The sequence below is a fragment of the Streptomyces sp. NPDC101219 genome, assembly GCF_044767675.1.
Taxonomy (GTDB): Bacteria; Actinomycetota; Actinomycetes; order Streptomycetales; family Streptomycetaceae; genus Streptomyces.
Genome location: NZ_JBIWOK010000008.1, coordinates 136,120 through 150,998 on the forward strand (window position 1 = coordinate 136,120; position 14,879 = coordinate 150,998).

At 72.1% G+C, this 14,879-nt stretch carries 18 protein-coding genes, 1 tRNA gene and 2 pseudogenes; 8 read left to right on the top strand and 13 right to left on the bottom strand.

The genetic code is table 11. The features are described from left to right. Positions 1-175: 175 nt before the first annotated feature. From ACIRPP_RS17785 to ACIRPP_RS17795, 3 genes are all read right to left on the bottom strand, one after another. Positions 176-505, bottom strand: coding sequence for a rhodanese-like domain-containing protein (locus ACIRPP_RS17785; protein WP_403643949.1), 330 nt, complete (start codon positions 503-505; stop codon positions 176-178). A 53-nt stretch (positions 506-558) separates the two neighbouring features. Next, complete coding sequence (locus tag ACIRPP_RS17790; RefSeq protein ID WP_403643381.1) at positions 559-1,398, bottom strand: hypothetical protein; 840 nt, start codon at positions 1,396-1,398, stop codon at positions 559-561. Positions 1,399-1,522: 124 nt separating this feature from the next. Next, positions 1,523-3,019 (bottom strand): DUF2252 domain-containing protein, encoded by a 1,497-nt coding sequence (locus ACIRPP_RS17795; RefSeq protein WP_403643384.1) that lies wholly within the window; start codon positions 3,017-3,019, stop codon positions 1,523-1,525. Between the two features lie 336 nt (positions 3,020-3,355). Here ACIRPP_RS17795 and ACIRPP_RS17800 point away from each other — a divergent pair, with 336 nt between their 5' ends. Further along, positions 3,356-3,601 carry a DUF1918 domain-containing protein gene (locus ACIRPP_RS17800; protein WP_403643952.1) on the top strand — a complete coding sequence of 82 codons (246 nt, stop codon included), beginning with the start codon at positions 3,356-3,358 and terminating at the stop codon, positions 3,599-3,601. Here ACIRPP_RS17800 and ACIRPP_RS17805 read toward each other — a convergent pair. Continuing rightward, entirely contained in the window at positions 3,598-4,251 is a 654-nt protein-coding gene (locus tag ACIRPP_RS17805; protein WP_403643386.1) for a ScbR family autoregulator-binding transcription factor, read from the bottom strand. The genes ACIRPP_RS17800 and ACIRPP_RS17805 overlap by 4 nt on opposite strands. A gap of 228 nt (positions 4,252-4,479) precedes the next feature. On the opposite strand from ACIRPP_RS17805, the gene ACIRPP_RS17810 reads away from it, so the two are divergent. Together ACIRPP_RS17810 and ACIRPP_RS17815 are read left to right on the top strand one after the other, a co-directional pair. After that, on the top strand, positions 4,480-5,469 hold the full coding sequence (locus tag ACIRPP_RS17810) for a ScbA/BarX family gamma-butyrolactone biosynthesis protein (RefSeq protein ID WP_403643388.1): 990 nt from the start codon (positions 4,480-4,482) through the stop codon (positions 5,467-5,469). Next, positions 5,466-6,398 (top strand): NAD-dependent epimerase/dehydratase family protein, encoded by a 933-nt coding sequence (locus tag ACIRPP_RS17815; RefSeq protein WP_403643390.1) that lies wholly within the window; start codon positions 5,466-5,468, stop codon positions 6,396-6,398. Before ACIRPP_RS17810 ends, ACIRPP_RS17815 begins: the two co-directional genes overlap by 4 nt. Before the next feature lie 117 nt (positions 6,399-6,515). Here the strand turns inward: ACIRPP_RS17815 and ACIRPP_RS17820 are convergent, their stop codons facing one another. The 3 genes from ACIRPP_RS17820 to ACIRPP_RS17830 form a co-directional block, all read right to left on the bottom strand. Further along, entirely contained in the window at positions 6,516-6,752 is a 237-nt protein-coding gene (locus ACIRPP_RS17820; RefSeq protein WP_403643393.1) for a hypothetical protein, read from the bottom strand. A gap of 88 nt (positions 6,753-6,840) precedes the next feature. Further along, positions 6,841-7,029: a hypothetical protein gene (locus tag ACIRPP_RS17825; RefSeq protein WP_164333628.1), complete on the bottom strand. Its 189-nt coding sequence runs from the start codon at positions 7,027-7,029 to the stop codon at positions 6,841-6,843. Positions 7,030-7,198: 169 nt separating this feature from the next. Next, on the bottom strand, positions 7,199-7,375 hold the full coding sequence (locus ACIRPP_RS17830) for a hypothetical protein (RefSeq protein WP_403643396.1): 177 nt from the start codon (positions 7,373-7,375) through the stop codon (positions 7,199-7,201). On the opposite strand from ACIRPP_RS17830, the gene ACIRPP_RS17835 reads away from it, so the two are divergent. Further along, positions 7,374-7,730: a hypothetical protein gene (locus ACIRPP_RS17835; protein WP_403643399.1), complete on the top strand. Its 357-nt coding sequence runs from the start codon at positions 7,374-7,376 to the stop codon at positions 7,728-7,730. The genes ACIRPP_RS17830 and ACIRPP_RS17835 overlap by 2 nt on opposite strands. 45 nt (positions 7,731-7,775) lie before the next feature. On the opposite strand, the gene ACIRPP_RS17840 is transcribed toward ACIRPP_RS17835, so the two are convergent. Further along, on the bottom strand, positions 7,776-8,150 hold the full coding sequence (locus ACIRPP_RS17840) for a cupin domain-containing protein (RefSeq protein WP_403643403.1): 375 nt from the start codon (positions 8,148-8,150) through the stop codon (positions 7,776-7,778). Positions 8,151-8,225: 75 nt separating this feature from the next. Here ACIRPP_RS17840 and ACIRPP_RS17845 point away from each other — a divergent pair, with 75 nt between their 5' ends. Further along, positions 8,226-8,699 carry a MarR family winged helix-turn-helix transcriptional regulator gene (locus ACIRPP_RS17845; RefSeq protein WP_403643406.1) on the top strand — a complete coding sequence of 158 codons (474 nt, stop codon included), beginning with the start codon at positions 8,226-8,228 and terminating at the stop codon, positions 8,697-8,699. A 111-nt stretch (positions 8,700-8,810) separates the two neighbouring features. On the opposite strand, the gene ACIRPP_RS17850 is transcribed toward ACIRPP_RS17845, so the two are convergent. The 3 genes and pseudogenes from ACIRPP_RS17850 to ACIRPP_RS17860 form a co-directional block, all read right to left on the bottom strand. Continuing rightward, a complete protein-coding gene (locus tag ACIRPP_RS17850; protein WP_403643409.1) occupies positions 8,811-9,215 on the bottom strand; it encodes a pyridoxamine 5'-phosphate oxidase family protein in 405 nt (134 codons plus the stop codon). Positions 9,216-9,504: 289 nt separating this feature from the next. After that, positions 9,505-10,644: a DNA polymerase III subunit beta gene (gene dnaN, locus ACIRPP_RS17855; protein ID WP_403643412.1), complete on the bottom strand. Its 1,140-nt coding sequence runs from the start codon at positions 10,642-10,644 to the stop codon at positions 9,505-9,507. Positions 10,645-10,700: 56 nt separating this feature from the next. Continuing rightward, positions 10,701-11,195 (bottom strand): annotated as a pseudogene (locus ACIRPP_RS17860) (SDR family oxidoreductase); the annotation flags it as partial. Between the two features lie 443 nt (positions 11,196-11,638). Here ACIRPP_RS17860 and ACIRPP_RS17865 point away from each other — a divergent pair. Continuing rightward, a pseudogene (locus ACIRPP_RS17865) lies at positions 11,639-11,871 on the top strand (3-dehydroquinate synthase); the annotation flags it as partial. Between the two features lie 91 nt (positions 11,872-11,962). On the opposite strand, the gene ACIRPP_RS17870 reads toward ACIRPP_RS17865, so the two are convergent. Both ACIRPP_RS17870 and ACIRPP_RS17875 read right to left on the bottom strand, forming a co-directional pair. Continuing rightward, a complete protein-coding gene (locus ACIRPP_RS17870) occupies positions 11,963-12,547 on the bottom strand; it encodes a hypothetical protein (protein ID WP_403643415.1) in 585 nt (194 codons plus the stop codon). 219 nt (positions 12,548-12,766) lie between these two features. Continuing rightward, positions 12,767-12,853: transfer RNA gene (locus ACIRPP_RS17875), tRNA-Leu, on the bottom strand. Positions 12,854-13,391: 538 nt separating this feature from the next. On the opposite strand from ACIRPP_RS17875, the gene ACIRPP_RS17880 reads away from it, so the two are divergent. Then, entirely contained in the window at positions 13,392-14,246 is an 855-nt protein-coding gene (locus tag ACIRPP_RS17880; RefSeq protein ID WP_360595644.1) for a DUF3662 and FHA domain-containing protein, read from the top strand. A gap of 10 nt (positions 14,247-14,256) precedes the next feature. After that, positions 14,257-14,769 (top strand): FHA domain-containing protein, encoded by a 513-nt coding sequence (locus ACIRPP_RS17885; RefSeq protein WP_403643417.1) that lies wholly within the window; start codon positions 14,257-14,259, stop codon positions 14,767-14,769. Positions 14,770-14,879: the final 110 nt, after the last annotated feature.

Here is a 14,879-nt window from a genome sequence, read left to right on the forward strand (position 1 = left end):
GGGCGGGCGATGGGCCCGAGCCCGTTCCGACCCCGGGCGCCCGTCATCCGCGCCACGCCGCACTCGCTCCGGCTCGCACCGGCGGCAGCCGTAGCCGTAGGGCACGGGCTCTCGGACGCCGGCCGTCCCCGTCGCCCCACCGCAAGGACACGCGTCCGGGCGACACCGCTCCCGGCTACAGCACGTGCCCCGGAGCGCCGCCGTCGGCCACCACGGCACGACCGCTGTCCTGCCAGGCCTGCATGCCACCGTCCACGTTCACGGCGTCGAGACCCTGCTGGACCAGGTACATCGCGACCTGGGCCGAGCGGGCGCCGGAACGGCAGATGACGTGCACCCGCCCGTCCTGCGGGGCCGCCTCGGTCAGGTCGGCGTAACGCGCCACGAACTCACTCATGGGGATGTGCAGCGCCCCTCGGGCGTGACCGGCCTTCCACTCGTCGTCCTCGCGGACGTCCAGCAGGAAGTCGCCGTCCTTGAGGTCCGCGACCCCGACCGTGGGCACACCAGCTCCGAAACTCATGTCCCCGACGCTACCGGACGGGCCCGGTCCGCAGCTCAGTCCAGCAGCCGGGCCAGCTCCGCCTCGCGTTCGGCGAGCTGGGTGCGCAGCTGCTCCGCGATCTCGTCCAGCAGACCGTCCGGGTCCTCGGGAGCGAGCCGGAGCATCCCGCCGATGGCGCTGTCCTCGAGCTCCTTGGCCACCGCGGTGAGCAGTTCCTTGCGCCGGGCCAGCCACTCCAGGCGGGCGTAGAGCTCGTCGGCGGGGCCGGCGACGCGCTTGGGCTGCGGTCCGGCCGCCCATTCCTCGGCGAGCTCGCGCAGTTCCGAGGCGTCGCCCCGGGCGTAGGCCGCGTTGACGCGGGTGATGAACTCCTCGCGCCGACGGCGTTCCGAGTCCTCCTGGGCGAGGTCCGGGTGGGCCTTGCGGGCGAGGTCGCGGTACAGCTTGCGGGCCTCCTCCCCGGGACGCACCCGCTGCGGGGGCCGGACCGGCTGGTCGGTGAGCATCGCCGCGGCCTCCGGGTAGAGGCCGCCGCCGTCCATCCAGCCGTTCAGCAGTTCCTCGACACCGGGGATGGGCGCCAGCTGGGCCCGGGCCTCGTCGGCCCGCCGCCGGTCCTCGGGGTCGCCGCTGCGTTCGGCCTTCACCTCCAGGATCCGGGCGTCCAGTTCCTCGAGCCGGGCGTACATCGGGCCCAGCTTCTGCTCGTGCAGCCGCGAGAAGTTCTCCACCTCGACGCGGAAGGTCTCCACGGCGATCTCGAACTCGATCAACGCCTGTTCGGCGGCCCGTACGGCCTGTTCCAGGCGCTCCTCGGGCCGCGGCGCACCCGCACCGGCCGGCTCCCGCCGCGCGTCGGCGCCGCCACCCTGCTCACCTTGCGAGGTCGTCACCCGGACAGCCTAGGGCACCTACCGGACCCGGTGCGTCCGTCCCGGGGCGGGAGCGGACCGGACACCGGGCCGAGCAGGCCGAGCAGCGGGCCGAGCCCCGGCGCCCGGCGCCGCTCCCCGGGGTCTAGACGCCCAGCTCGGCCGCGATGCGTCCCGACCGCACCGCCGTCACCAGGTCGGCGTGGTCGGCCTCGGTGCGGTCGGCGTAGCGGACCGCGAAGGCGGCCACGGCCTCGTCCAGCTCCTCGTTCTTGCCGCAGTAGCCCGCGATCAGACGGGGGTCGGCGCTGTGCGAGTGGGCGCGGGCCAGGAGGGCGCCCGTCATCCGGGCGTAGTCGTCGACCTGGTCGGCGGCCAGGGCCGCCGGGTCGACGCTGCCCTTGCGGTTGCGGAACTGGCGCACCTGGTAGTGGCGCCCGTCGACCGTCGTCCAGCCCAGCAGGTTGTCGCTGACCACCTGCATCCGCTTCTGTCCCAGGACCACGCGGCGGCCCTCGTGGCCGGCCCCGGCATCCGCGTCCCCGCCGGCGCCGGTCAGCGGTCCCGCGGCCTCGAAGCCGGCGGCCCGCAGATGCGGCGCCAGGGCCGAGGGGCGGGCCTCCTTCACCTGCAGGATCAGCGGTTCGCCCCGGTGGTCCAGGAGCAGGACGACGTACGAGCGGGTGCCGACACTGCCCGTGCCGACGACACGGAAGGCCACGTCGTGCACGGCGTACCGGGCCAGCAGCGGCAGGCGGTCCTCGGGAAGCGTGGTGACGTACTCCTCGAGGGACGCGGCCACGGCGGCGGCCTCGGCGTCCGGCACCCGGCTCAGCACGGGCGGGGCGTCGACGAAGCGCCGCCCGCCGTCCTCGGTGGCCTCGGTCGACTTGGCGGCGAAGCGGCCGCTGGTGTTGGCGCGCGCCTTCTCGTAGACCCGCTCCAGGGTGCCCAGCAGGTCGTGGGCGTCGGTGTGGGAGACGAGTTCCTCGTCCGCGATGGCGTTCCAGGCGTCCAGGACCGGCATCTTCGCCAGCAGCCGCATGGTGCGGCGGTAGGCACCGGCCGCGTCCTGGGCGGCGGCCCGGCAGGTGTCCTCGTCCGCCCCGGCCTCCCGGCCGGCGAGGACCAGGGAGGCGGCGAGCCGCTTGAGGTCCCACTCCCAGGGGCCCGACGCGGTCTCGTCGAAGTCGTTCAGGTCGATGACCAGGCCACCGCGCGCGTCGCCGTAGAGGCCGAAGTTCGCCGCGTGGGCGTCCCCGCATATCTGGGCCCGTATCCCGGTCACGGGGGTGCGGGCCAGGTCGTGGCCCATGAGACCCGCGGAGCCGCGCAGGAAGGCGAAGGGCGTCGCGGCCATCCTGCCCACCCGTATCGGTGTCAGCTCGGGCAGCCGGCCACGGCTGGACTCCTCGACCGCCTGCACCGCGTCCGGGCGGGAGGCGTCCAGGTCGAGGAGGGCGTGGTCGGTGCGGGGAATCCGCCCGCGCAGCGCCTTGCCGTCCGCCTTGGCGGAGCCCTCGGCCGGCCACCCGGCGAATCCCTTCACCCGCGGCAGCCGCGGTCCCGCTCCGGTCTCCCGCGCGCCCGGCACCTGCTCACGCTGCGCGGCCCCGCCCGCTCGGGCACCCTGTTCGCTCACAGCAACCTTCTCCCCCCCTGCGGGGTGCGCCCGCCCGCGCACCGCCCCGGCACGCCACCCTGTCGCCTGCGCCTGCGGATCCGCCGGCGGCGCGAGGAACGGCCTCGACGACGCAGACGCTACAACCGGGGGCGGAAACACGTCACACCCTGTGGACAACTCCCGAGCCCCACGGCTGTGGACCACTCCCGCACCCCCGTCTGTGGACGAGCCCACAGCCGGCCGCCCGCCCTGTCCGACGGGTCGGTGACGACTTGCTTCAGAAGTCGTTCACAAGGAAACGTTGATCACCGAGATCAGCAGCTCGAAAGAGCAGGTGGCGGCGTGCGGGCCAAGGTGGGAGACCGGATCCCGGATCACGGCAGCGATGGAAGTGACCGGGGTCAACTGGGAGAGATCATCGAGGTACGCGGTGCGGGCGGAGGACCTCCCTACGTGGTCCGCCACCCCAACGGGAACCAGACCCTGGTGTATCCGGGGCCGAACTGCGTGATTCTTCCGCCCTCCGAGGAGCAGCGGCCGGCGGCGTTGTCGACGCGGCTGATGAGCGCGTGTCCGCCCGGTGTGGCGGACACCGCCTAACCCGCCTCCGCCATGGGCTCGGACCGCCCCTGGGCGAAGACCCGCTCCGCCCGCTCCGCGGAGATCTCCAGCCGGGCCAGCACCGCGGGCACCGCGATGCCCGGCAGCATGTGGTGGAACAGCACGACCACCCGGTGCTCCAGGTCCCGCCGCTGGCAGCGCAGCTGCGACAGCAGCTGCACCCCCGAGAAGCCCGCCACCAGCAGTTCGGCGGTCTCGGTCGGGTCGACGTGCGGCAGCAGTTCGCCCCCCGTCTTCGCCTCGGTGAGCGTCCGGGTGGTCTGGTCGATCCACATCCGGAACGCCGGCGTGCGGTCCAGTCCCAACGCCCCCTGGTCCAGGGCCAGTCCGACACTCGCCCGGACCAGTGGTTCGGTGCGCAGCCGCAGCGCCAGCACCAGGCCCGAGTCGACGAGCTCCTGCAATTTGCTGGACTGCGGCGGCAGGGTGAGCGCCAGCTGCTCCTCGAAGACGCCGAGCGCCAGCTCCTCCTTCGAGCCGAAATGGAAGTACAGCGCGCCCTTGGTCACCCCGGCCCGTTCCAGGATCTCCCCGATGGTCGCCGACGTGTAGCCGCGTTCGTCGAAGACGGCCGCGGCCGCCTCCAGGATCGTCCGCCGCGTGCGGATCGCGCGCTCCTGTCGCGCCATCGGGTGCCTCCTGATCTGGCGTGAATCTCTGATCGCCCCCGGTGCCCCGCGATGTCACCCGGCATGCGGGCGCGGTCGTCGGGGCGGCCGCCGTGTCGGACGGGCGCGTGAGCACATCTTCAGTGATGCGGGGCGATCGGCGACGCAGATCACTTTGAAAAAAACCGGCTCGTCCGTATCTTAGTGCGAAGTTGACCGGAACCAGGCCGTTGATCCCGGGGGTCCGCAATGCCGCAGACAGGTGACTTAGGCGCATCCGCGGAGGACCCGACCGGGCCGCCGCGAGGCGTTACGGGCACCTCGGCACCGTCCGGCGCACCCACGCCGGTCACGCCGGAACTCGCGCACCGGTCCCGCGCGTCGGACGTCTTCCCCGCCGAATGGGTCCGGCTGTCCGGACACCGATTCCGCATCACCGCCCACTGGCCCGCCGAGCACGCCTTCTTCGCCCCGGTGGACGACCGCCACCAGGACCCGATGGTCGTCGGTGAAACGTTGCGGCAGGCCTCGATGGTGCTCGCTCACGCCGAGTTCGGTGCCCCCGCGGACACCCATTTCGTCATGCGCGACCTGAAGGTGCTGACGGACCCGTCCGGGCTGCGGCTCACGGAGGCCGGTGAGCCCGTCACCGTCGACGTGGTCTGCTCCGAGGTCCGGCGACGGGGCCAGGGCCTGCACAGCATGCGCACCACCATGGAGTTCCACCGCGCGGGACGGCTCGTGGCCCGCGGTACCGGCAGCACCGGCTGCACCTCCCCGGCCGCCTACCGCCGCCTGCGCGCACGCCAGTTGACGGCCCTCGGCGCCCGCATACCCCTGCTGCCGGCGATACCCCCCGCCCGGGCCGGCCGCGACCGCGAGGACGACGTCGTCCTGGCCCCCGCCGACCGGGAGGGCACCTGGCGGCTGCGCGTGCACACCGGTCACCCCGTCCTGTTCCAGCGGCCCAACGACCACGTGCCCGGCATGGTGCTGTTCGAGGCGGCCCGTCAGGCGGCGACCGCGGCGTCGGGCAGGCGGCCCTTCCTGCCGTCCGCGATGGCCGTCGCCTTCAGCCGCTACGCCGAACTGGACTCGCCCTGCCTGATAGAGGCCGAGGTGCTCGACAAGACCGAGGACGAGGCGACGGTCCGGGTCACCGGCCGCCAGGACGACGAACCCGTCTTCACCGCCACCCTCACCGCCGCTCCCCCGGCCCCGGTGCAGCCCCTGTCATGACGGTGAACCTCCTGCTCACGGGCGCGACCGGCTTCATCGGCGGCAGGGTCGCCGCGGCGGCGCGGCAGCAGCCCGGCGTGCGCCTGCGCCTGCTGTCCCGCCGCCCGGCCGGGGGCACCCCGGAGGCCGCGCACATCCGGGCCGACCTCGCCGATCCGTCCACCCTGCACGGCTGTTGTGCGGGCGTCGACGTCCTCGTCCACTGCGCCACGCGCGTCGGCGGGGACCCGGAGACCGTCACCGCGGTCAACGACCTCGGCACCCGGACCCTGGTGGCGGAGGCGGTGCGCAGCGGCGTGCGCCGCATCGTGTACGTGAGCACCGCGGCGGTCCACGGCCGCGGGCCGTTCCGCGGGGTGCGGCCCGGCGAGGTGCCGATCGCTCCGGCCTCCGCGACCAGCCGCAGCCGGGCGGCGGCCGAACGGTACGTCCTCGACGCGGGCGGCGTCGTGCTGCGTCCACACCTGGTGTACGGGCGGGGCGACCGCTGGGTGGTCCCCGGACTGGTGGGTCTGCTGCGCGAGTTGTCCGCGACGCTCACCGGCTGCGACGCACGTCAGTCCATGATCGACGCCGACGCGCTGGGCCGGGCGGTCGTGGCGGCGGCGCTGCCCGGCACCGGCCCGCGGCCCGGGAGCATCCACTACGTCAACCACCCCGATCCGGTGCCCGTCCCGGAGCTGCTCGCCGCGGTCGGAGCCCTGGTGGAGCACCGGCCCGGTGATACCGCCCCGGTGGACGTCGAGACCGCGCTGGCACGGGCCGCCGGGTCCCCGCGGGCGCTGCACCACCTCGGCATGCTGACCGTGGACCACTGGTTCACGGACGACGCCTTCTGGCGGGAGCTGGACTGTTCGCCGGGCCCGCGCTTCGCGGAGGCGTTCGCGCGCGCCGCCCCCTGGTACCGGACGATCATGGCGGGTAATTGACGTCCCCCGCGGACCCTACCGAACCGACCGCGCGGTTTGATTCGGTGGGGGTGGGAGGCGTGCGGGATGGGAGGAGTGAGTGGGACGGGCGGGACCGGCCGGTGGGGGCCGGCGCCGTCACGCCTTGGTCCAGCCCCGCAGGACCGGGCTGGCGAGGATGTCGTCGAGGGTGCGGTCGACCGCCGGCGGGGTGAGGCCGTCGGGCACGGTGAGCTTCAGGGTCGCCGTGCCGCCGTGGCAGTCGAGGACGGTGGCTCTCCGGCCCGTGGGCAGCAGGGCGATCAGGCGGATCGCCGCGGTTTCCGGGGCAGCGTCGTCCGGGCCGCTGATGCGGACGGGGTGCTCGGTGGGCATGGAAGCCTCCACTGGAGGGGGGTGTCCGGCCGGGGCCGCTCGGGGGGCGGGGGCGGCCCCGGCCCGGGGGCGAACGCGTGCGGCGGGATCAGCGGGTGCGGCGGGTCCGGCTCAGCTGGAAGACGCACGCGACCAGGGCGAGGAGGAGCACGGCGCCCAGACCGTACCGGACCGTGTTGCCCATGTCGCTGGTGATGACCGCCACTTCGGCGCCGCACAGGATGGCGATGAGGGCGGCGTACAGGACGGTGTTGTTGGGGCGGTTCGTGTCGCTCATGACGTGTCTCCTCGGGGAGTTGCTCCGGTCCTTCGGACCGGGTGGACGGGGTTGCTCCGCCGGGTGTCCGGCGGCCATGCCGCCGGCCGGCGTCTGGATGGTAGGGACGCGCTCGCGTCCGCCGGAGCGGTTCCGGCCAGGCCGGGCGGGAGTGCCACCCGGCGCCGGTTCAGTCGGCCGGCTTGAAGGCCTGACGGAAGGACAGCTTGCGGCCGGTCTGCATCAGGGCCCTGCGGTAGACCCGCTCGGCGGCCAGGACGACGAGGGTGGCGGCCGCCGGCGAGACCAGGAGCGAGGCTGGGGGCTCCCACCAGGCGGTGTCGCCCGCGATGATCCGGGCCGGCATGGTGATGGTCGAGGTCAGGGGGGGCGAAGGACAGGAGGCTCTGTGCCGTGCCGGTGGCCGTGATGCCGCCCTGCTCACGCGCGAGCCCGGCCTGGTGGCCGCCCTCGTCACCCTCTTCGACCGGATGTGGGCCATGGCCCAGGAACTGCCCACCCCGGCCGACGTGTCGCCCACCGAGATCGAGCGCAGGATCCTCAAGACCCTCCACAGCGCCGACAAGGACGAGAGCGGCGCCCGGGACCTGGGCATCTCGGTGCGGACGTACCGCAAGCACGTGGCCAGCCGGATGACCCGCCTGCACGCCACCAACCGCTGCCAGGCCGCTCTGTCGGCCCGCGAGCGCGGCTGGTTCTGAGGGGAGGGGGCGCCGCGTCGCGCGCCTGCGCCCTGCGCGGGCGCGTCACTCGGCCCAGGGCAGGGGAATCCGTTCCTGTCCGTCCGGCAGCACGGCACGGCCTCCGGCGGCCATGGCGACCAGTGCCTGCGCCGGCCCGCCTGCGGCCGTCAGCCGCCGCACCGAGCCGGCGGGCAGAACCACGGCCTGGCCCGCACCGGCCATCTCGCTCCTGCCGTCCACCTCGACCTCGAACGAGCCGGACAGCGGCATCCACACCTGCTCCCGGTCGATGACGTGCACCGGCGTCGCCGCGTCCGCGCCGAGCTCCACCCGCCAGATGCTGAGTTCGGCGCCGCCCTGGCTGGGCGCCGCCAGTCCGTACATCACGCCCGCGGAGGTGCGGGTGGTGCGCTGTTCGCTCTCACTGATCACATGCACGGCGGACCTCCTGTATAAAGTCACTTTACTCACGGCGAGTAAAGTGACTTTATACAACTGTGTCAAGATGACCCGATGGAGACGTCAGACCCCCTGGAGCGGACCGAGCTCACCTTCCTGCTCGGGATGGCCTTCCAACTGGTCCTCACCGAATTCGTGAACCGTCTGGACGCCGCCGGGTACGCCGACCTGCGTCCCGTCCACGGCCTGGCCTTCCAGGCGCTGCGCGGTGAAGGCGCGACCAGCAGCGAGCTGGCCGAAGAGCTCGGGGTCACCAAGCAGGCCGCCGGCCAGATCGTCGACGACCTGGAGAAGCGCGGCTACGTCGAGCGCCGCCCGCACCCCGCCGGCGGGCGCCGCAGACTGGTGGTCCTCACCGACCGGGCGCGAACCCACCTGACCGTGGCCGGGCGCACCCTGCACGAGCTGGAGGCGCAGCTGTCCGAGCGGCTCCGGGCGGCGGACCTGGAGGTGCCCCGGGCGGAACTCGCCACCATGATCAGGGCGTTGGCGGGAGACACGGTCCCTCCGCTCCGCCCTTTGTGGTGATCCCCACAGCGCGCGGTGCGGCCGTGCCCGCCGGACGCACCGCTCACCCCATGCACACCCGGGGCCCGCGAGCCCGGCGAAATCCGAAACGAGAGGCCCGGGCGCCCCGCCTCAGACGCGTCCCATCGCGCGCGTCACCGTGATCTCGATGGCGACGCGCTCGGGGTTGGGGCTGGGCATGCGGCCGTAGCGCTCCGCGTACCGCTCGACCGCCTCGGCGATCGCCTCCGGCTCGGTGCGCACCCGCGCCACACCCTCCAGGGTCGCCCAGCGGCCCACGTCCACCTGGCACACCGCGACCCGCGCGCCGTCCGGCTGCGCCGCCCCGACATGGGCCGCCTTCCGGCTCGTCCGCCGGGTGATGATCCGGGCGAGCCGGTGCTCCGGGTCGTACGTCACCCCGACGGGGACGACATGGGGGCTGCCGTCGGGCCGCATGGTGGTGAGGGTGGGGAACAGCCGCTCCCGCCAGAACGAGAGGAATTCCGGACCGGGATCACTCAGGTCAATAGCCATTCCGGGAGGCTAGCCGGTCCGGCCGGGCACCCCGTCGGCACCGGCGGCGGACGCCGGCCGGTGCGCGCGGCCCGGCCCCGGCGGGCGGATCCACCCAGGCGATGGGGGGGCGCGCCGCCCGTGATATTGCTCACGGTGCGGCAACTGGCGGCGGAGGCCGACCGGCTGAGCCACGGCACCGATGGCTGACCGGTCCGGTTCGCCCTGAAAGGGCTGGGCGCGGTCTGCCCGGAGAGGGGACCGCACCCAGCCCTGGCGGTGCCGGCAGCCGGCTGCCGGCGACGCGAGATCACTTGGTGCGCAACGGCATGAACAGGTACCGGTAGCTGGGGTCGTGCTCGCCCTCCGGCTCCTGCAGAGCGGTGAAGACCGCGGGCTTGCTGGTCGTCGTGTAGCTGAACTCGACGAAAGGCGCGCTGATCGCGCTCAGGCCCTCCACCAGGAAGCTCGGGTTGGCGGCAAGGCCGAATTCCTCGCCCTCGTAGTGGGCGGCCACAGCCTCCCGGCCGCGGGCCTCGACGGCGTTCCCGGCGTCCAGCACGATCCGGCCCTCGGACAGCGTCATCCGCAGTGGGGCATGCCGCTCGATCACCAGCGAGACACGCTTGGCCGCCTCCAGCAGCGCCACCCGCTCGATGACCGCGCTTCCGGTGTACTCGCTCGGGAAGATGCTCTTGTACTTGACGAACGAGCCGTCCATGAGCCGGGTGGTCGCCCGGCGGGGACCGGCCTCGAAACCGATGATCCCACCGCCCGCGGCGGATTCCGACGCGTCGAGGCACAGCGTCACGGTCTCACCCTTCGACAACGAACGGGCGATCTCGTGCAGGGCCTTCGCCGGAACCAGCGCGTTCGTGCTGAGCTCGACGTCCGGGGTGACGGGGTTCCACGGTATGTCCCGTACCGCGAGGCGATACCGGTCCGTGGACACCATGCGCAGCGTGGACTCGGTGACTTCGAGCCGGACGGCGGTGAGGATCGGCAGTGTCTCGTCGCGCCCGGTGGCGACCGCCGCCTGTGCGACGGCCTCCGCGAACAGGGCGCCGTCGACCGTGCCCAGGACCTGCGGCATCTCGGGCAGTGCGGGGTAGTCCTCCAGCGGCATGGCGGGGAGGTCGAACTGGGACGCGCCACACAGCAGCACCGCCTCCGACTCGTCGGCCGAGATCTCTACCGGCAGGTTCGGAAGCGACTTGGACACCTCGGAAAGGAGCCTGCCGGAGACGACGATGGAACCCGGCTCCAGGACATCCGCCTCCACGCTGAATTTGGCGGAGACCTCGTAGTCGAAACCCGACACGGTGAGGACGTTGTCCGCGGCGGTCAGGAGAAGACCGGCGAGCGTGGGGACCGGCGGCCGTGAGGGGACGGCGTGAAAGGCCCAGGCGACTGCTTCGGCCAGGGCGCTGCGATCGATACGGATTTTCAACGGGCGGCCACCTTCGGAATGAGTGCGTCAGGAAGATATCGGTTGTCGGATTGGTGTCAGATGTACCGAAGGGCCCCGCCGTCGACCGGGACCATCAGTCCGGTGAGGTACGACGCCGCCGGCGACGGCAGGAAGGCGGCCACCTTCCCGAATTCCTCGGGCCGCCCATACCGGCGCAACGGAATAGCTGCCGAGTTCCGTGCACGCACCGCCTCGGGATCTCCGTTCAGGGAATCGAGTTCCAGGACCCGCTCGGTATCGATCTGCGAAGGGAGCAGCCCGAACACGCGTATTCCCCGGGGCCCGAGTTCGTCGGCGAGTTCTTTCGCGGTCATGGCGAGGCCGGGCCGCAGCCCGTTGGACAGCACAAGACCGGCCACCGGCTGACGTACCGTGCCGGACAGCACCAGTCCGAGGGCGCCGCCCTCCTCCATGGCGCTCACCGCGGTACGGACCAGCCGTATCGTGCCGAGGAACAGCGATTCGAAACTGCGGCGCCACTGCTCGTCGTCGAGCTCCGTCGCCCCTCCCGGCTCGGGGCCGCCGGCCGCGTACGCCTCATGCAGCAAATCACTCATTGCCCCCCGGGTCAGGCCACATCCACGCGCTCTTCTCACACACGCGATCCGCAGGGCGGCCCTCCTCGCGACCGTCTGCCGACCATCGCCCTATATTACCGAAGACTTGTTCGATTCGGTGGATGCAGCGAATGAGGATGAGGGGAATGTACACAATGATTCGAACATCAAGACTGGCTGAAAATCACCCCCGTAACTTCAGGCAGACGCCTCTGTAGGTATCGAATGATGAACGCATCCGACCACATGTCGTTTTGCGCCAGTCTCAGCCCGCCCTGCTGCTCGCCCACTTGGCAGACCACCCACCGCCTTTACGCAACGGCGTTGCACACGGCGGGACGCCGTCGTCGCGCCGCCGACGTCAGTGGGCTTTCCGGTGTCCCCTCCATTCGGGCATGCTCGATCGACCAGGTGCCGAAGCGAAGAAGACCGAGGTCACTGCCTACCGCTGGAAGGCGCTCGCCCAGTCCAACTTCACCCGCTCCGGAGTCGCCGGCCTCGGCTTCGCCACCGGCCTGGCCGGGTAGTGGCCGCGACCTGGCTGCGCGGAGTGCGCTGGATCGCCATCCCGGCCACCGTCCTGGCGATGGTGGACGTGGCCCTCGGCGGCAAGACCGGCATCCATACCGCCGAGGGCAAGAACCTGGTCCCCGACGGCTTGGCCAAGCCCACCGTCCTGGATGGCCCCGCCCCGGCCGTGCTGCTCGCCGCGTACGGCGAAGTGGGCGCGTAGACAAAGGTCACCCACCTCGGGGCATCACCGGACCAGATCGCGTGGGACGTCGCAGGGGTATGGGAGGAGCTGGGGTGTCGTCGTCTGGTTCCTCGAAAGGTGTCTTCGTCTGCATCGTGACGGCTGTGGAAGCGCCGGGTGCCGTGACACTGGCGCCAGCCTGTGCGTGTCCAGCCGGGACGGCATCGTGAACCAGCCGCAGTCCGGGGCGCGGTGCCGCCGAATTCCTTCCTCCGCCCGGGACGCTGATGGGTACGAGTCCGAAGACGTAGTCGCTCAGGTCGTCGGGATGAACACCCAACTGGGCCGCGGCCTCGGCGGCGGTCATGCCCTTGGCACGCAGGGCCTCACAGACCTTGGCCAGAAGCTGGCTGCTCTCTCGGGCCAGCAGGGAGCCAGGTTCGCCGCCGCGGTATCCCATCTGGGCGAGTTTCCTGACGGTCTGGGTGTGACGCCACTCGGACAGCAGGCCGAAGGCGCGGAGTCGGTAGGCCAGGGCCATGACGGAGACGCCCCAGCGGCGCTTGGCGTTGAGGATCCGCTCCACGGAGGCGTCGTTCAGGCGGTCCGGCGCCAGGGAGAACACTCGCACGCCGTTGGCCTCGCCCGATGAGTGAGACTGCTCACACTTCAACAGCCCACTGAAGATCAACAACCACGACGGCCCGGCGGCTCGCCAGCCGCCGGGCCGTCGTGCGTGTAAGCACCATCACACCGCGTCTGACCTGACCGGGTATAGCGAAATGGGCCCATCGTGATCACGATGGGCCCGCTTCGTCGGTGCAATCAGAGCACTTTCGTCGGTGCTCCGTGGTGCGCGAGGGGGGAGTTGAACCCCCACGCCCTTGCGGGCACTGGAACCTGAATCCAGCGCGTCTGCCTATTCCGCCACCCGCGCATTGGGTGTGTCATCGGGCCCTTCCCCGTAGGGGTGCGGCGCCTTCCGACACGAGAACATTAGCACGCTGGCCGGGGTGGATTCACATCCCTTTCCGCCGCCTCCGGCACCCGGCCCGCGCCGAGCAGCGCCACCGCACCGACGGCCCCGGCACGGCCCTGCGGGACGCAGCGGGAGGGCCGCCCGGGGCCGTCACGTACCGGCCAGGACTGCTTCACGTATCAACCTCGTACCGGTCCTTCCCGTCCACCCAGGAGCAGGCGGAGTCCACAGCCGGGTGCGGGACACTGGTCTTCGGCCCCCTCTACGATCCATGGCAGAAACGGCGCGCACGAAGGCGACGTGCAGGGCGGAGGAGTTCGAAGGGGAGTCCCGGAGGGAACTTCGTCAGGCGTCGACACCCGTCGACGGGGCGGATCAGGGGGAACCAGCCGATCGGGCGGCGCGTGGATACGATCAGTAAGCAGTACCAGGTAAGCGGTGCACGGCACGGTGCACGGGGCAGTACACAGGACGGCAGCGACGGAGGAGGTGCCCCATGGGAGTCCTGAAGAAGTTCGAGCAGCGTCTCGAAGGTCTGGTCAACGGCACCTTTGCCAAGGTGTTCAAGTCCGAGGTGCAGCCCGTGGAGATCGCGGGAGCGCTCCAGCGGGAGTGCGACAACAACGCCACCATCTGGAACCGCGACCGGACCGTCGTCCCCAACGACTTCATCGTCGAACTGAGCACCCCGGACTTCGAGCGGCTCAGCCCGTACTCGGGCCAGCTCGGCGACGAGCTGGCCGGCATGGTGCGGGACTACGCCAAGCAGCAGCGCTACACCTTCATGGGCCCGATCAAGGTCCACCTGGAGAAGGCCGACGACCTCGACACCGGCCTGTACCGGGTGCGCAGCCGCACCCTCGCCTCCTCCGCCAGCCAGGCTCCCGGTGCCCCCGGCGCCGGCCCGGCCCCGGCCGGCCGCCCCGGCGGCTACGGCTACCCGCCGGCCGCGCCCGCGGGCGCCCCGCCCATGCCGGCCGCGCCGCCGCCCGGCGCGCGCGGCGGCGGTTACGGCTACCCGCAGCCCGCGGGCGGCCAGCGGCCCCCCGCCGCACCCGTGTCCGCCGGACGCACCCGCTACTGGATCGAGATCAACGGCACCCGCCACCAGATCTCCCGGGCGACGCTCGTCCTGGGCCGCAGCACCGAGGCCGACGTGCGGATCGACGACCCCGGCGTCTCCCGCCGGCACTGCGAGATCCGGACCGGAACGCCCTCGACGATCCAGGATCTCGGGTCCACGAACGGCATCGTGGTGGACGGACAGCACACCACCCGCGCTACGCTCCGCGACGGCTCGCGGATCGTCGTGGGCAGCACCACCGTTATCTATAGGCAAGCCGAAGGGTGAAGCGGGGGCAATGTCAGAGCTGACCCTCACGGTCATGCGGCTGGGGTTCCTGGCCGTACTGTGGCTGTTCGTGATCGTGGCCGTGCAGGTCATCCGGAGCGACCTGTTCGGTACGCGGGTCACCCAGCGCGGAGCACGGCGGGAGGCCGGCCGCGCGCAGCAGGCCGCCCGGCAGGCGCCGCCGCCGCAGCGCCAGCAGTCGGGCGGCGGCCGTCGCGGCGGCCGGAACGCCCCCACCAAGCTGGTGGTGACCGAGGGGACCCTCACCGGCACCACCGTCGCGCTGCAGGGCCAGACCATCACCCTGGGCCGCGCGCACGACAGCACGATCGTGCTGGACGACGACTACGCCTCCAGCCGTCATGCCAGGATCTACCCGGACCGCGACGGCCAGTGGATCGTCGAGGACCTCGGCTCCACGAACGGCACCTACCTGGACCGGAACCGGCTGACGACCCCCACGCCGATTTCGCTGGGCGCGCCGATCCGCATCGGCAAGACCGTCATCGAGCTGCGGAAGTAGTGCTACACCAATGAATGAGCGCGAGCGGAGCGAGCACGCATCGCCGGCCCCCACCCAGGGCCGCGGCGCGCTCCCGACCGGAGGGTGGGCAGTGTGGCTCGACACGACCG

Excerpts from the sequence above, each read along its gene's own strand:
- ACIRPP_RS17845 (WP_403643406.1), top strand. The coding sequence starts at position 8,226 with ATGGAGACGTCAGACCCCCTGGAGCGGACCGAGCTCACCTTCCTGCTC.
- ACIRPP_RS17885 (WP_403643417.1), top strand. The coding sequence starts at position 14,257 with ATGTCAGAGCTGACCCTCACGGTCATGCGGCTGGGGTTCCTGGCCGTA.
- ACIRPP_RS17835 (WP_403643399.1), top strand. The coding sequence starts at position 7,374 with ATGGTGATGGTCGAGGTCAGGGGGGGCGAAGGACAGGAGGCTCTGTGC.
- ACIRPP_RS17825 (WP_164333628.1), bottom strand. The coding sequence starts at position 7,029 with ATGAGCGACACGAACCGCCCCAACAACACCGTCCTGTACGCCGCCCTC.
- ACIRPP_RS17880 (WP_360595644.1), top strand. The coding sequence starts at position 13,392 with ATGGGAGTCCTGAAGAAGTTCGAGCAGCGTCTCGAAGGTCTGGTCAAC.
- ACIRPP_RS17850 (WP_403643409.1), bottom strand. The coding sequence starts at position 9,215 with ATGGCTATTGACCTGAGTGATCCCGGTCCGGAATTCCTCTCGTTCTGG.
- ACIRPP_RS17830 (WP_403643396.1), bottom strand. The coding sequence starts at position 7,375 with ATGCCGGCCCGGATCATCGCGGGCGACACCGCCTGGTGGGAGCCCCCA.
- ACIRPP_RS17815 (WP_403643390.1), top strand. The coding sequence starts at position 5,466 with ATGACGGTGAACCTCCTGCTCACGGGCGCGACCGGCTTCATCGGCGGC.
- ACIRPP_RS17810 (WP_403643388.1), top strand. The coding sequence starts at position 4,480 with ATGCCGCAGACAGGTGACTTAGGCGCATCCGCGGAGGACCCGACCGGG.
- ACIRPP_RS17820 (WP_403643393.1), bottom strand. The coding sequence starts at position 6,752 with ATGCCCACCGAGCACCCCGTCCGCATCAGCGGCCCGGACGACGCTGCC.
- ACIRPP_RS17805 (WP_403643386.1), bottom strand. The coding sequence starts at position 4,251 with ATGGCGCGACAGGAGCGCGCGATCCGCACGCGGCGGACGATCCTGGAG.